Below are 15,604 nucleotides of genomic sequence, written 5' to 3'. Positions count from 1 at the left end.
CAAGTGGGATTAATTGGTGCAGCTTTGTGTGCGTCTAGGTTATAAATAGCAGCAACAGTGAAAACCGCATCTGCGAAGGCTACAAATATGACGATCAAATTTTTCTTACCATTCATTGCTGCCACTTTTATATACAGTGGGTTTGTTTCGGCTGAGGTGCGTAAACCTAAATCTGCGGCTTCTAAAAGTAAACCAACCGTTACCCAAAAAAAACCTGCTGTTCCTCAAATAGTGCAGCCACAATGGAAAGTATTTACTCCCCCAGACAAGGGTTTTCAGGTTTTGATGCCAGGAAGACCAAAAACGAAAACTCAAGTGCAGAAAACCTACATGGGAGAAATAAAATTACAAATATTTGTAGCCCAACCACCAGAACAGGAAGTTGCATATTTAGTAACTTACAACGAATTTCCTTATAGTTATGCCCAAATGACTAAACCGCAGACTATTTTGAATCAAGCTCAATCTAATACCTTAAAAGCTACACAAAGCAATTTAATTAGTGAACGCAATATTCGCAGTTCTAATGGTCATCCAGGCAAAGAAATTCAGTATATAGATTCGGCTGGTAAGGTAACTACAAATAGGATGTATGTTGCTGAAGGAAGATTATATCAAGTGATGGCAATAGTTTCTAAAAAACAGCGTTCAACTTTAAGTAAAACCATTACAGGATATTTGAATTCTTTTCAGTTAGTTTTGCGAAGATGAGCCGATTTTAGATTTTGGATTTTGGATTGTGAGAAAATAAGCATAGCCCGCACAGGCGGGCTATACCGGAACAAATAAAGATAGTTGTGAAACTTCGTTAAAATAAAATCATCTCCTGTCCAAATATAAATTTATGACTTACAGCCCTCCTAAACTAATCACTTTTGAGCAATTTTTAGCTGAGTATGGGGATAACACCCGTTACGAACTAATTGACGGAGAACTGCGTGATATAGAACCCAGTGGACTTCATGAAGAAGTTTCAGGAAATCTTGCTGGTAGAATTTATGCTGAAATTCTTCATTCTAATTTAAACTGGCTGATTCCAAAAACTTGTTTGATTAAACCACTTGCTGCGGAAGCAACAGCACTCCGTCCAGATGTTATTGTTCTAGATAAAATAAAACTTGGATATGAACCAATTTGGCAAAAAGAACCTATTATTTGTAATGGCAATACTATTCAATTAGTTGCTGAAGTTGTAAGTACAAATTGGCAAGATGATTATGCAAGAAAAGTTGAAGAATATGCTTTTCTAGAAATACCAGAATATTGGATTGTAGATTTTCGCGGTTTGGGTGGTTTGCAATTTATCGGTAATCCTAAACAACCTACTTTCACAATCTGTCAACTGGTTAAAGGTGTATATCAGCAGGAACAATATCGCTTAGGAGATGCTATTTACTCCCATTTGTTTCCCAATTTGCAACTTAAACTTGATGATATTATGCCATAGTAACTAAGCAATTACTAATTCATAATTTATAATTTCAAGATTATTTGAAGTTTCAACTTAAAAAAATATTTAGTTCCGACTTAGTTCCGTTTCAATCCCTAATAGGGATTATTTGAAGTTTCAACTAGCGAAGAGTTAGCAGCTATATCACAGGCGGAACTCAAGTTAAGTTTCAATCCCTAATAGGGATTATTTGAAGTTTCAACTTCAGGGTAGTTAGTTTGCATCCATCCAGGTTGAGAGTTTCAATCCCTAATAGGGATTATTTGAAGTTTCAACAGAAGTAGCCGTAGAGGCTAGAGCATTAGCAAATAGTTTCAATCCCTAATAGGGATTATTTGAAGTTTCAACCTAGAGGCATTAATTAGAAGTGAGATTGAATTCCTGTTTCAATCCCTAATAGGGATTATTTGAAGTTTCAACATTTCTATACCTTTTGTCTACCAATGCCTTGAAAAATACGTGTTTCAATCCCTAATAGGGATTATTTGAAGTTTCAACTTCAATCTCTCCCCGTCTTTGATCAAAGCGTTCTTGAATCTCTCTCGTTTCAATCCCTAATAGGGATTATTTGAAGTTTCAACAGTCTGCATCTATTTTGTGGTTTTCCCACAAAAGTTTCAATCCCTAATAGGGATTATTTGAAGTTTCAACTTGAACAAACCAGGACTGAGAGGATTGCAAGGTGTACCTGGTAGTTTCAATCCCTAATAGGGATTATTTGAAGTTTCAACATGGTTCTGATTTTACTATAGAAGCGTTTGTCTTTATGTTTCAATCCCTAATAGGGATTATTTGAAGTTTCAACGACATTTAAGTTAGATAATAATTTATGATATTGCAGTTTCAATCCCTAATAGGGATTATTTGAAGTTTCAACTCTCTTTGTTCAAGAGTCAAGTCTTGATTTTTATCGTAAAAAGTTTCAATCCCTAATAGGGATTATTTGAAGTTTCAACTCACCTTGTTCGCCAGTGAAAAAGCCCACAATGAACGTTTCAATCCCTAATAGGGATTATTTGAAGTTTCAACTTCAACAGGTATGCGACTATTCTCACTACATATTTGCATGTTTCAATCCCTAATAGGGATTATTTGAAGTTTCAACGTAACAGATGACGGCATCTTCTAGCGTTAGGTGTTTCAATCCCTAATAGGGATTATTTGAAGTTTCAACAGATTGCTTGGTTAACTTTGTTGTTTGGCTACAGGGTTTCAATCCCTAATAGGGATTATTTGAAGTTTCAACATGCTTTTTGTACTGGTGTAGCAGGTAGGTTGGTTTCAATCCCTAATAGGGATTATTTGAAGTTTCAACTTCAAACGATTGAGCGAGCGCATTAAGGAAGCTTTTGTTTCAATCCCTAATAGGGATTATTTGAAGTTTCAACCAAGGCGTAGGGGCAGAAGATTTAGGACGAACACCAATCCCGTTTCAATCCCTAATAGGGATTATTTGAAGTTTCAACTTAAATCCGCCCAGGCTGTCTTGATAAGTATCAAAGACGAACGTTTCAATCCCTAATAGGGATTATTTGAAGTTTCAACAAGTTGATGTCTGTTCAAATCAGTCGAAAGCCGAAGTTTCAATCCCTAATAGGGATTATTTGAAGTTTCAACTAACTCCAATGCCCACACATCCAAAAATAGAATGGTTTCAATCCCTAATAGGGATTATTTGAAGTTTCAACACCTATGGGAGTTGTAGGAATCCCGTTGATAACTGTTTCAATCCCTAATAGGGATTATTTGAAGTTTCAACATTGCCCAAGCTGACGGTGCATTTTTAGATGACTTGTTTCAATCCCTAATAGGGATTATTTGAAGTTTCAACATTAATTGGAAGGTTAAAGGTAAATATGTGGAACTTTACAGTTTCAATCCCTAATAGGGATTATTTGAAGTTTCAACACGAGCAGTACCTTGTAAGAAATCTATCCAGCATTCAAGGTTTCAATCCCTAATAGGGATTATTTGAAGTTTCAACCTGATGCTCACGAATTAATCTGATAATTGCTTGACAAAATGTTTCAATCCCTAATAGGGATTATTTGAAGTTTCAACATTCTTCCTCAGCATCGTCCAGACAGTTTGTTTCGTTTCAATCCCTAATAGGGATTATTTGAAGTTTCAACCTAACAGGTCAGAAGGCTCTAAATCGAAAAAGGCTAGACGTTTCAATCCCTAATAGGGATTATTTGAAGTTTCAACTTGAGACTTTCCGAGGTACTGATCGTACTTGATCGGCAGTTTCAATCCCTAATAGGGATTATTTGAAGTTTCAACTGCGGGAGGCTGAAAGCCTATATATATGTAGTTTTCAAGGTTCGGTTGCGCGGATGCTCTCATGATAGTCCATTTCAGGAATTGTGTCAAGGGTGAAAATAGCTGAAACCCTTGCTGTGTAAGGTGCGCGGATGGGTGAACTACTCAAAAGCCGTGAAAACCTTGTCTAGATGCGATTTCAGCGATTTTTTGCTGACTGGGATTTTTTACACCCACCCATCCGCGCATGAGGTGAAGAAAATAGTCTCATCAGGGGGGTTGTTCACGACCGATTTGTTCCACTTTACCAAAACAACAAGGGCAAAGGAAGTAAAAACGGATGCTATCGGCTATGGTGTACTTCTTTCAAGTGCATACATACTGCTATGGAAGCATAAATTATCTAGTTGATGGAGAATTTACGGTTTTTGGTTTTGCCTTTTCTTGTTGATACAAACGGACTACTTTCTGCACATAGTCGCCGGTAAAGCCTTTGTTACAACCTGTATAAAGTCCAGTCATCCACCAACAAGCAGCACCAGTAACAGCAGCAGTTTCATTATTATTTGTAGCTTTAAACTGGTTGGTTAATTCGCGGTTGACGATACAGGAAATTATTTGACGTGCTGTTTTGGGATCGTTTTCAAACTGAGTTGGTGTGAGTTCTTTTTTCAGACAAGTTTTTGACCAACCTTTTAAAGTTTCTGGTTTAACTTGCCAGTCACTATAATATCCAGGAGTTGGCTTTTTTTTCTGGGGTGCAGCTAGTCGCAAAGCTTCTACCATTGCTGCAACTTGGCTATCAGAAACTGGTGGTTTTGCTTGGGCTAATAATGGGGATAGTCCTACACTGATAATAATTCCGGCAATTAGCAAATGCTTTGGTTTATTTTTCATGACTATCTACTTTTGTTAAAAACCATGAAGTTTTACGATACTATATTTTGGCTTGCATGGCTAATTCTTCTATAGCACTAGCTTGATTTGGCAATGCGGCTGTTAAAACTTCGCTGCCTGTTTCTGTAACTAAAACATCATCTTCGATGCGAATTCCACGCACATCGGCAAATTGTTCTAAACGTTCCCAATTGACTAAATATTGATATTGATCACGAATTTTTGGATCGTTTAATATTCCGGGAACTTGATAAAATCCTGGTTCAATGGTTACTAACATTCCTGGACGGAGGGGACGATTTAAACGCAGGTAACTTAACCCAAAGCGATCGCTTCTTTTTCTCCCTTCTTCATACCCTGCTAAATCTCCCAAATCCTCCATGTCATGGACATCTAAACCCAATAAATGCCCAATTCCGTGGGGAAAAAATAAGGCATGAAGATCCATTTTTACCAAATCTTCCGGCTTACCTTGTAAAATTCCCAAATCGACTAAACCTTCAGCAATTACGGTTGCGGCTAAAAGATGAATGTCTCCATATTCCACACCAGGGGCGATTTTTTCAATACAAGCATCATGGGCGGCTAATACAATATCATAAATATCTCTTTGGGTAGATGAAAATTTCCCTGATACTGGCCAAGTCCGGGTAATATCAGCAGCCCAACCAGTTTCAGTTTCTGCACCCACATCAGCTAAAAGTAAATCTCCTGGTTGGAGTGAGTGGTGATAATGGTTATTGTGTAAAACTTCACCATGGACGGTGACAATGCTTGTGTAAGCAGTGGTCATGTTATGACCTATAATCACTGCTTCCATGGCGGCACGGATTTCTGCTTCTCGTTTTGCTGTAGCTGTGGCAGCTATTCCTATTTTGTGTGCTTCTACACTCACGGATGCTGCTTTGCGTAATTCTAATAATGCGGCTGCATCGTGGGTAAGACGTAAGGAAACTATTGCTTTGGCTAATTCTAAATCATTTCCTTGGGGTGGTTGTTGGGGTAAAAGCCATCTATCTAATAATTGTGATTGCTGTGTCCAAGTTGCTGCATCTTGAACGGGAATAGTGGCTGCATTTTCTAGGTAATGTTCTAATTCTGCGATCGCTCTAGCATCATCTGCACCTATCTTAGCGGCTATTTCTTCACGGGTTGGCGTTTCTCCGTGCCACAGGGCGCTATTGGGGTGGGGGTCATCTATAAATAGTTGTAGCTTGCCACTTTCTAGGCGAATGGCGGCGTTTTGCAGAGGAATTCCAGCAAAATAGAGGAAATGACTACTAGGGCGAAAGGGGAAGGTATTGGCGGGGAAGTTGCGGGAATTGCTACTACCAGACCAAAGAATTACTGGAAAATCTATCAGTTCTGCAAGTCGTTGACGACGGTGGCGGAGGGTGGTGGAAATGTGCATAAATCAACTATCAGGGTGTGGGGATTGGGGTTGAACCCATTACTATCTTATTGATTTACAAGTTAATCACAGAGAAAATCAAAAATTTTCGTCCTGTATATCCTTAAATCTTGTCAATTCTGATTCAGACAAAATATAAAATTCTATGTCTCAACTACAACGCATTACTATTGATCCTTGCCAAATTCAAGAAACTCAGCTTTTTTTAACGCCGCAACAACAACATTATTTATTGCGGGTTTTGCGATCGCGCGATGGAGATAAATTTATTGCTATGGATGGAATTGGTAACTGGTGGTTGGCGCAATTAATCGGGGAACAAGGACAGATTTTAGAACCGCTGGAAGTAAAAACGGAGTTACCTGTATCTATAACTTTGATGGTGGCTTTACCGAAGGGAAATGGATTTGATGATGTTGTCCGGTGTTGTACTGAGTTAGGTGTAACTTGTATTGCTCCTGTTTTGAGCGATCGCACTTTATTAAATCCTAGTCCACAAAAACTAGAACGTTGGCGGCGCATAGCTTCAGAGGCTGCGGAACAGTCAGAACGGGCATTTGTTCCTACTATCCTAGAACCAGTAGCTTTTAGTACAGCTATCAATGAATGTGCATCTACTCACCGTTATATTTGTGAAGCGCGTGGTGATTATCCACATTTGAGAACGGTGTTAAATAAATTTTCTGGTGAAATTATAATTGCGATCGGACCAGAAGGAGGATGGACAGATCAAGAACTGGAAATAGCAATAAAATCAGGATTTGAACCCATTTCCCTTGGTCGGCGCATTTTGCGAGCAGTCACCGCCCCCATAGTAGCATTATCCTTGATTGCGGCTACTTGTGAAGTATAAATGATATATCTCACGCAAAACGATAACGCTTTTTTTGCATCTTGGCGCGAGACATTCAATCAGGTTAATTATAAAGTCATGCTGGAAGAAGTTATCGCCGCCTTTGAACGCAAGGACTACCAGACCGCAGCCAAATTACTCAAACCGCTACTCAAAGAATCACCAGAAAATCCTTGGGTGCAATTTTATTTTGCACGATTACATGAAATTTCTGGTAAGCGAGAGGAAGCAGAAAAAGTTTATCGTCAACTACTGCGGGTAACAACCCATCAGAAGATATTGTCACAAGCACGCCAGGGTTTACAACGTCTGGAAAATATTCAGCAAGAAGAAAGACAAAAAGCCATTGCTAATGCGATCGCCCAACCAAGTAATAATGAAGCAGGAATATTAGTTTTAGAAACCATCAGTAACGAACTGAAAACTCTAGCTGCGCCTAAATTTGCCCAAATTATGCAAATAGATCCCTACACAGCCAGACTGATGTTACCAAGTCGCTGTTGGAAAGTATACCGCACGGGAAAAATAGGCGAATTGCAATTTTATGGGACGCAGTTACAACAGGCTGAAATTCCTTGCTTTTGGTTGAAAATAGCAAAAATCCAACAAATCCAAGTATATCAAGTCAAATATTTCTCTGAATCGTCATCAAAACCCACTGTTGTATGTCAAAATGGCGAAAATCAACTTGGTTCTATAAATTTTGAATGGTCAGAAGTAACAGCTAAAGTTGTAGGACTACTGCCTATTTTTGAACAAGTAGTAGATATTAACGTCCGTGGTAAACTAGAACGCAAAACCCAAACTCAAGACTATGCCCAATTCTGTGATTTACATTTACCTGGAAGAAATAGTATTTTGCGAATTTATGACAACGGTTATGAATTTCACCAGGGTTTAGAAATCACTCTCCCAGCCAATCAAAATACAATTAGAAACAACTGGAATGGTTTGATGAAATGGGTTGAACAACATTCACTTCAAATCAAAACCTGGTCAGACTTCCAGCCTTTTGGCGAAACCGTTTTAGATCAAACAGACGTGCTAAATCAAATTCCCTCTCATATTCAACTATTTAGGAGAGAAAAAACCAATTGGGATTCAGCATTTCATTTATACAGTGGAATTGTATTTGTTAAAAATGGGTCTATTAAATCCTAATCAGGGAAATTTCCGATTTTAGAGGATGTTTGAAAAGTCCTTATTAATGTATCAAAAACTTTTATATCCCCCTAAATTCAAGCCAGTTCGGACAATGGTGGTGAACCCCAACAAGCGACTGGCTTCCCTAGAAAAGGGGGACTTTGATTCCAGTTTCCCCCCTTGTTAAGGGGTTAGGGGGGATAAATAAGTGCCTAAAGTCACAGCCAGAAACTTTTAAAACAACTTCTTAGAGGATGTTTGAAAAGTCTTTAGTAATGTATCAAAAACTTTTAGATCCCCCTAAATCCCCCTTGCAAAGGGGGAGTTTGATTCTAGTTCCCACCTTTTTAAGGGGGGTTAGGGGGGATCAATAATCAATAAGTGCCTAAAGTCACAGCCAGAAACTTTTAAAACAACCTCTTAGATATCGGATGTTGGATGACATCATTAAGGCTGCTGAATAAATGTAAAACCTAGATAAATCAAGGACAAATTTATCCAGGAACTTTCACTTCACGCGCCATATCCATATAAGTGTTCATGTTCGCACCAGGACGACGACGACCGTTAGAAGATGAAGGCATCAAATACTTAGGTGCAAAAGTAGTTTCAGTTGGTGCTGCTGGTTTAGCAGGTGCTGCTTTGGTTGTTTTTGCAGGTTCTGCTTTTGCTGATGCTGTAGCTACTTTAGCGGGTTCTGCTTTCGCTGCTGGGGCTGCTGCTGGTTTAGCTGCTACTGGTTTGGTTTCAGCAACTTCTTCCTTTAGTTCCAAGTAGTAGCCGTCTTTTTTGCCAAATATCCCAGTGATGAAACCCAAAATACCACCGATTAAATTTTTGATAAACCCGAACATTACAATTTCTCCTGTCTTTAATATCTTGCAATATCACCGCAGTTATTAATTATTGCAACATAATCTTACATTTTGTTGCCATAATTGTTTCCGGTAATAATTTTAGGCATTTTTACTTAATGAACTTGTAATCATACTATAGGGCAATTGTTATGACTTCATTACAACCATTGGCGACCTATAGAGACTGCGAACTAATTATTAAATTTTACTGTAACTAGGAGCAAGATTCTGAGACTTTCCTTAATAAAAATTAATATTAACTAGTTAGCTGCAAAAACTGTCATAATCTCATTGCCAGTGAGTATGGTACTCGGTTAGATTTTCTACAGAGTTAATTAAGAATAGTGGGAATGAATACTGAAAATATACAACGCAATCCCGTCTTGTTAGTTCATGGTATTCATGATACTGGGGATGTTTTCAACAAAATGGCGTTTTACCTCAGACAGCGGGGTTGGTCTGTGCATACTTTGGATTTATTACCTAATAATGGCGCTGTAGTTCTGGATCAGTTAGCACAGCAAGTTGCTAATTATGTGGCTGCTACCTTTGAACCACAACAACCATTAGATTTAGTGGGTTTTAGTATGGGAGGAATTGTCAGCCGTTATTACATTCAACGATTGGGGGGAATTAATCAAATAAAGCGTTTTATCACAATTTCGTCACCTCATCATGGAACAATAATTGCTTTTGGGTCTTGGCTTCCTGGTTGTGTGCAAATGCGTCCTAACAGTGCATTTTTGAATGATTTAAATTCTGATGTCGAGATGTTAAAAGATTTAAATTTCACATCAATTTGGACACCTTATGATTTGATGATTGTACCGCCAAATAGCTCACAAATGCCTATAGGTAAGGAATTTACTGTACCAGTTGTACTTCACCCTTGGATGTTAACACATTCTCGGACTTTAGAAATAGTAGCTAAATCTTTAGCAGAACCGATTAATGGGTATCCCCAATCAGAGTATGTTCAGCATTCTCAAAAATTGCCTCTGAATGTCGATAATACTTAAATTCCATTAAATTATAAAAAGGATCTTCTAGAAAAAAAGTGTGATGTTCTAAGAGAGAACCAACAAAACGGTTTTTGGGTGCTTCTCGAAAATTTAGCTGTTTGATTTTGGCTTTTTCTAGTAATTCCTGCCAATCTTGTTCATGGGTAAAAATTAACCCAAAATGTCGGGGATAAACTCCTCTTTGGGGTGCTAAAGGTTCTTTTGTGATGTGACCTACTAATTGGTGTCCATAAAGATTAAGAATCAAAGCATGGGGGTTTTCCCGTCCGGGTATGCAGCCTAATCCCTCAACATAAAAGGCTTTGGTTTGGGGAATATTGTTGATGGGAAATGCGAGATGAAATATGGTTTGGTTCATAGGAATTATTTGCGTTAACCCTATTTTTTGATTAAAATTATACTTTTACGCGGTCATTGCGCTTACGCCATCTCTAATTAAATGACCATCTTCCATATAAACAATGCGATCGGCTATATCTAAAATGCGGTTATCATGGGTGACAAGTAAAATTGTACACCCCTGTTCTTTGGCTAATTTCTGCATTAATTCTACCACATCCCGTCCCGATTGTTTATCCAGTGCGGCTGTGGGTTCATCTGCTAGGACTATTTTCGGTTGACTCACTAATGCACGTGCGATCGCAACTCGTTGTTTTTGTCCTCCTGATAAACTATCTGGGTAGTAATTAAGTCTGCTTCCTAGTCCTACTTCTTCCAACATTGCTTTTGAACGATTCAGCATTTCTTGAGTTGATATTTTCGGTTGCAATTCTAAACCCATTCTGACATTTTGAATTGCTGTTAAACTTCCATGTAAATTATGGGCTTGGAAAATATAACCGTGTTTTTTTCTTGCTTGGGTGAGTTGTTTAGCATTAGCTTTACACAGTTCTTTACCTAATATTTGCAAACTTCCAGATTGAGCAGAACGCAGTCCACCAACCAAGGTTAATAAAGTGGTTTTACCTGAACCAGATGGACCTGTCATAATGACTATTTCACCTGCATTAATGGTCAGATTAATATTAAACAAAACTTGTTTTTTGAGTTGTCCAGTTCCGAAGTAATGATCAAGGTTTTGGACGGAAATTACTGGTTTAGAAGAGTTAATTATTTCCATATTTAAGGTTTTTTCCACGCAAAGACACAAAGGAAGTAATGTCGGTTAGATTTTATTTTTTTCTGTCACCTGTCACCTGTCACCTGTTACCTGTTACCAATGCCTGTTCCCTAATTTAAAACATATCCGCAGGGTCTGCTGATTGTAATTTATTAGTAGCTATTGTGCCAGAAATTGCACACATGATAATTGTTAGGGATAGGACTATTAAAGCTCTAGCTAATGTCATATATATGGGTAGGTTTGTGGCGTTTCTGGCTAGTTGATAAATTCCTAAAGGGACTATAAATCCAGGAATAAATCCTAAGACTGCTAAAATTATTGCTTCTTCAAAAATGACTCCTAATAAATATGAGTTCTGATATCCCATAGCTTTAAATGTGGCATATTCTTTGATATGGGCATTAACATCTGTCGAAAGAACTTGATAAACAATAATGACACCCACAATAAATCCCATTGATACACCCAAGCTAAAAATAAAACCGATAGGGCTTTCTTTTTTCCAATAATCTTCTTCAAATTTGATATATTCTGCATGGGTCATAATTTTCACATCTTCGTTATTTTTAAGGTGTGATTTTAATGCGGCTGCTACCTGTTCTACTTCATATCCTGGTTGAATAGAAATTAAACCGAGATTGATACTTCCTACTTGTCTTCTGGGAAAGATACGTAAAAAGTTTTCATCACTAGAAATTAACGTCCCATCAGCACCAAAAGAAGCACCTAATTTAAATAATCCACTAATGTTAATTGTCCGTTTATCTATTTCTGTACTGACATTTTTACCACTATCTATTTGACTAAAAACTTGATCGTAATCTCCTCTTGCACCACGATCAAAAAGAAAATTATCGGGTAATTTAATTTTATCTAATTGAGTATTGACTTCTGGTATATTTAATGCTGCTTGTTCAGGATTAAAAGCGATCGCTTGGACTGTGGTTTTGCGTTTTGTTTGCGGGTTTTTCCAAGTCGCTAAACCGATATACATGGCTTCGGCTGACTTTACACCTTGTACATCAGCAGCTTGAAATAACCTTCTGCGGGAAAAGGTGGACATATTTTGCATATTCCGGCTTTGCGGACTAATTAAAATTATGTCTGCAAGCACAGCGCGGTTGAATCTGGTGTTGCTGTCATACAAGGCATTTTGAAAGCCAAGCTGCATAAAAATTAGCACATCTGCAAAAGCAATACCTGATATCGCAACTAACAACCGACTTCTATGATGGCTGAGTTGCAACCATCCCAAAGGTGTACGTCTTTGCAGTTCTTGAATAAATCCTATCATAGTGAAATTACTGCCTTTACTTGTAAATTAGTAAATTTTACTGCTTTATCACTTGATTCCTGATCTAGCTGAACATGAACTTCAACAACTCTAGAATCAATATTTTCACTGGGATCAGAATTAATCACATTTTGCCGCTGTACCTTCCAGCCTAACCAATCTACTGTTCCCTGTAATTCCCCTGGTAAGGAATTACTGGATATTTTTACTTTTTGTTGGGGTCGGATTTTACTAATATCACTTTGGTAAACTTCTACTACTGCATACATCTGGTTAGTTTGTCCAATTTCCACTATCCCGTCATTAGACACCATTTCACCGGCACGGGTGTGAACATCAAAGATGACACCGTTTTGTGGGGCTTTTACATAAGTTTGATCTAAATTTGCCTTTGCTTGTTGTGCTGCGGCTATACTGCGGTTAACTTCGGCTTTGGCTGCTGTTACATCGACTGGACGCACTTCGGCTATTTGGTTTAATGTGGCTTGGGCAGAAATGACTTGTTCGCTACCTGTGGCGTTAATTCTGTTGAGGGCGGTTTTGGCTTCGCTAATTTGCTTTCTGCCCGTGCTATCAATACGATTGAGGTTAGCTCTAGCTTCACTCAATTGTTGGGTAATGGTATCAACACTTAGGCGTTTACTATCAAATAATGACTGAGAAATTGCCCCATCTCGGTAAAGTTGCTGATATCTTTGCAGTTCTACTTCGGCGTTTTTCAGTTCTGCTTGTAGTTTGTTGATGGTTGCGAGTTGTGCTGTTGTTTCGCCTTGCCATTGTGCTTCTAATCTCCCTACTGTTTCTCTCTGTTCTGTTTCATCTCCTAGCTTTTGTGCTTGTATTCTGGCAATTTCAGCTTTTTGGGCTTTTATTTCTCCTATTTTTGCCCCTGCTTGTACTTTGTCTAAGTTTACCTGAGCAATTCTCACCGCTGCTTGTGCTTCTTGGTAAGCTGCTTGGAGTCGGGGACGGTTATCTAAAATGGCTATGACTTGTCCAGCTTTAACTTGATCGCCTTCTTTGACCAAAAGTTGCTCTACTCGGCTGCCTTGACTAGATGTAGGGGCGGAAAGTTTAATGACTTTACCTTTGGGTTCGAGTCTCCCCAAGGCGGTCACAGTCTTAATTTGGGGTATGCTAACTTGAGAAACTTGAGTTATCTTGGCTGTTTTAGATGAATTTTGTAAAATTCTGTACCCTTGCAAGCCTCCAATGCCGACAATTATCGCTGTTCCCAGCATAATTATTGGTCGCTGACTGGGTTTAAATGCTAGTTCACGCATCATAGAGTTTCCTTCTCACATTGAAGATGCTAACTAAACTAATTAGTTTAGTGATATCAATAAACTAAACTGTCCATTACAATAAGTCAAGAGTTATCGCCGAAATTATTCATTTGGGTTGCTTATATGCGAAAAAAGAGTAAACAAGTAGAAGAAAGTGCTGGAGAGCGATTGCTCTCAGCAGATAAAGTAGATGCGATCCTGGCTGGTGCTATGCAGGAATTTTTGGCAAATGGTTACGCTGCAACAACAATGGATAAGGTGACAGCAGCCGCAGGTGTATCGAAAACAACGGTATACAGCTATTTTCAGGATAAGGAAGGATTATTCACTGCATTGATTGAACGATTAGCACAGCAAAAATATTTGGCTGTTTTTAACCCTGAACCCGGATTTCTGGAAGGTGAACCGGAGATTGTGCTGCGTCGCTTGGCAAAAAATATTTTAGATAATACTAATTGTTCACAGGAATTACTGGGTCTTGTGAGGCTGATTATTGCTGAATCTGGACGGTTTCCTTCACTAGCGCAGGTCTTCGTCCGCAATGTAGATAAACCTGCTTTGGAGGTGATTAGCCAATATTTTGCGGCACACTCAGAACTACAATTACCTGATCCAGAGGTAGCTGCACGGATTTTTAAGGGTACATTAATTCATTTTACGATTATTCAGTATATGTTACATGGTGCGGATATTTTACCAATGGAGGGCGATCGCTTGATTGATAATCTGGTGAAGTTAATGACCAGCAACAAATTAGATATACATGGAGATAAGTATTCAGGAACAAGGCATAAATCACCCAGACGCAAGCGCACACCAGGAGGTAAATTTCAGGCTGATTATGGTTCTGAGTCGAAAAAATTGCGTTCTATCCGGCTTACAGATACAGCTTGGGCTAAATTGGATGAATTAGCACAGGAAAATAACTTAACTCGTAGTGAAATGATAGAACTCTTTGCTCGTCAAGGTTTTGGAGATACTAAGGAGTCAGGCACATAAATTGTATATACATGGAATGTATTGCTTATAGAGAAGTGGGTGAGAGGCTTGAAAATCTCTTGAGCATTCTGTATTCTGAGGGAACTCCAGAAATTAAAGTATTCAATTTTCTCCATCTAGTGACGACTATCAGATTATTCTCCCCCTGCTTCCCCTGCCTCCCCTGCTTACTCAACGACTGTATATTTTTTTATTTGGAAGTCCCTGAATCCTTACACACAAACAATTGATTAAGTACAGATGAATTTAGAATTTTTACCTGTAGCTAGTTTGCCGGAAATGGCAGAAATATGGCAACAAACTTTTAATTGGCAACCGACAAATCAACAACAACAACAATTTCAGCAGTTGTATGAATTGATTTTAGAAGGAAATCGTCAACTTAATTTAACTCGGATTACTGAACCTGAAGAATTTTGGGAAAAACATCTTTGGGATTCTTTAAAAGGAATTGCACCAAAACAGGAATTTATTCCTTCTTTGCATCAAGGTGCATCTGTAATTGATATTGGCACAGGTGCAGGTTTTCCTGGTATACCAATTTCTATGATTTTTCCCAAAAGTCAAGTAACTTTGTTAGATTCTACTCGCAAAAAAATCAATTTTATTGACACTGTTTTAAGTAATCTTTCTCTCACAAATGCTAAAACTCTTGTCGGGAGAGTCGAAGAAATAGGACAGGAAAATAAACATAGAGAAAATTATGATTTAGCTGTTATTCGTGCTGTTGGTAGCGTTGCTGCTTGTGCTGAATATAGCTTACCTTTAGTGAAAAAAGGTGGTTTAGCTGTAATTTATCGGGGAAGTTGGACGGAGGAAGAAAACCAAACTTTAGAAAATGCAGTTAAGCAGTTAGGTGGAACAGTTGAATTAATTGCAGAATTTACAACTCCTTTAACTAACAGTATTCGGCATTGTTTATATTTGCGAAAGATCAAAAATACACCTTTTAATTTTCCTCGTGCTGTGGGTGTACCGACGCAAAAGCCACTTTAGAGGAGTTGTGA

Annotated in this window: 14 protein-coding genes and 1 CRISPR repeat array; of the genes, 7 read left to right on the top strand and 7 right to left on the bottom strand. The window is 38.4% G+C overall.

Annotation, left to right across the window (positions count from 1 at the left end):
* Window positions 1–87: 87 nt before the first annotated feature.
* Both ACLLO5_RS16975 and ACLLO5_RS16970 read left to right on the top strand, forming a co-directional pair.
* Window positions 88–711 carry a hypothetical protein gene (locus ACLLO5_RS16975; protein ID WP_413171670.1) on the top strand — a complete coding sequence of 208 codons (624 nt, stop codon included), beginning with the start codon at window positions 88–90 and terminating at the stop codon, window positions 709–711.
* Between the two features lie 133 nt (window positions 712–844).
* Window positions 845–1,447, top strand: a complete 603-nt coding sequence (locus tag ACLLO5_RS16970; protein ID WP_413171669.1) for a Uma2 family endonuclease — start codon at window positions 845–847, stop codon at window positions 1,445–1,447.
* A gap of 88 nt (window positions 1,448–1,535) precedes the next feature.
* Window positions 1,536–3,733: direct repeats of the CRISPR family, unit length 37 nt; unit sequence GTTTCAATCCCTAATAGGGATTATTTGAAGTTTCAAC.
* A gap of 378 nt (window positions 3,734–4,111) precedes the next feature.
* Here the strand turns inward: ACLLO5_RS16970 and ACLLO5_RS16965 are convergent.
* Together ACLLO5_RS16965 and ACLLO5_RS16960 are read right to left on the bottom strand one after the other, a co-directional pair.
* Window positions 4,112–4,609, bottom strand: coding sequence for a hypothetical protein (locus tag ACLLO5_RS16965; RefSeq protein ID WP_413171668.1), 498 nt, complete (start codon window positions 4,607–4,609; stop codon window positions 4,112–4,114).
* Between the two features lie 40 nt (window positions 4,610–4,649).
* Complete coding sequence (locus ACLLO5_RS16960; protein WP_413171667.1) at window positions 4,650–6,020, bottom strand: aminopeptidase P family protein; 1,371 nt, start codon at window positions 6,018–6,020, stop codon at window positions 4,650–4,652.
* A gap of 145 nt (window positions 6,021–6,165) precedes the next feature.
* Here ACLLO5_RS16960 and ACLLO5_RS16955 point away from each other — a divergent pair, with 145 nt between their 5' ends.
* A complete protein-coding gene (locus tag ACLLO5_RS16955; RefSeq protein WP_413171666.1) occupies window positions 6,166–6,873 on the top strand; it encodes a 16S rRNA (uracil(1498)-N(3))-methyltransferase in 708 nt (235 codons plus the stop codon).
* A 78-nt stretch (window positions 6,874–6,951) separates the two neighbouring features.
* Complete coding sequence (locus tag ACLLO5_RS16950) at window positions 6,952–8,034, top strand: tetratricopeptide repeat protein (RefSeq protein ID WP_413176117.1); 1,083 nt, start codon at window positions 6,952–6,954, stop codon at window positions 8,032–8,034.
* 476 nt (window positions 8,035–8,510) lie between these two features.
* Here the strand turns inward: ACLLO5_RS16950 and ACLLO5_RS16945 are convergent, their stop codons facing one another.
* Window positions 8,511–8,870, bottom strand: coding sequence for a hypothetical protein (locus tag ACLLO5_RS16945; RefSeq protein WP_413171665.1), 360 nt, complete (start codon window positions 8,868–8,870; stop codon window positions 8,511–8,513).
* A gap of 353 nt (window positions 8,871–9,223) precedes the next feature.
* Between ACLLO5_RS16945 and ACLLO5_RS16940 the strand changes: the two genes are divergently transcribed.
* A complete protein-coding gene (locus ACLLO5_RS16940) occupies window positions 9,224–9,892 on the top strand; it encodes an esterase/lipase family protein (RefSeq protein ID WP_413171664.1) in 669 nt (222 codons plus the stop codon).
* Here the strand turns inward: ACLLO5_RS16940 and ACLLO5_RS16935 are convergent.
* The 4 genes from ACLLO5_RS16935 to ACLLO5_RS16920 form a co-directional block, all read right to left on the bottom strand.
* The gene (locus ACLLO5_RS16935) at window positions 9,822–10,253 is read right to left on the bottom strand and encodes a VOC family protein (RefSeq protein ID WP_413171663.1); all 432 of its coding nucleotides are present in this window, start codon (window positions 10,251–10,253) and stop codon (window positions 9,822–9,824) included. The genes ACLLO5_RS16940 and ACLLO5_RS16935 overlap by 71 nt on opposite strands.
* Before the next feature lie 45 nt (window positions 10,254–10,298).
* Entirely contained in the window at window positions 10,299–11,015 is a 717-nt protein-coding gene (locus ACLLO5_RS16930; protein WP_413171662.1) for a DevA family ABC transporter ATP-binding protein, read from the bottom strand.
* Between the two features lie 115 nt (window positions 11,016–11,130).
* Window positions 11,131–12,312, bottom strand: coding sequence for an ABC transporter permease DevC (gene devC, locus ACLLO5_RS16925; RefSeq protein ID WP_413171661.1), 1,182 nt, complete (start codon window positions 12,310–12,312; stop codon window positions 11,131–11,133).
* Window positions 12,309–13,598: an ABC exporter membrane fusion protein gene (locus ACLLO5_RS16920; RefSeq protein WP_413171660.1), complete on the bottom strand. Its 1,290-nt coding sequence runs from the start codon at window positions 13,596–13,598 to the stop codon at window positions 12,309–12,311. The genes devC and ACLLO5_RS16920 overlap by 4 nt, the downstream gene beginning before the upstream one ends.
* Window positions 13,599–13,721: 123 nt before the next feature.
* Between ACLLO5_RS16920 and ACLLO5_RS16915 the strand changes: the two genes are divergently transcribed.
* Complete coding sequence (locus ACLLO5_RS16915; RefSeq protein ID WP_413171659.1) at window positions 13,722–14,597, top strand: TetR/AcrR family transcriptional regulator; 876 nt, start codon at window positions 13,722–13,724, stop codon at window positions 14,595–14,597.
* Between the two features lie 240 nt (window positions 14,598–14,837).
* Window positions 14,838–15,593: a 16S rRNA (guanine(527)-N(7))-methyltransferase RsmG gene (gene rsmG, locus ACLLO5_RS16910; RefSeq protein ID WP_413171658.1), complete on the top strand. Its 756-nt coding sequence runs from the start codon at window positions 14,838–14,840 to the stop codon at window positions 15,591–15,593.
* The last annotated feature ends 11 nt before the right edge of the window (window positions 15,594–15,604 follow it).

This window comes from Anabaena azotica SJ-1 (assembly GCF_047275885.1).
Classification (GTDB): domain Bacteria; phylum Cyanobacteriota; class Cyanobacteriia; order Cyanobacteriales; family Nostocaceae; genus Trichormus_B; species Trichormus_B azotica_A.
Note: the sequence above shows the minus strand (reverse complement) of the source record. Positions and strands in the feature narration are given on the sequence as shown.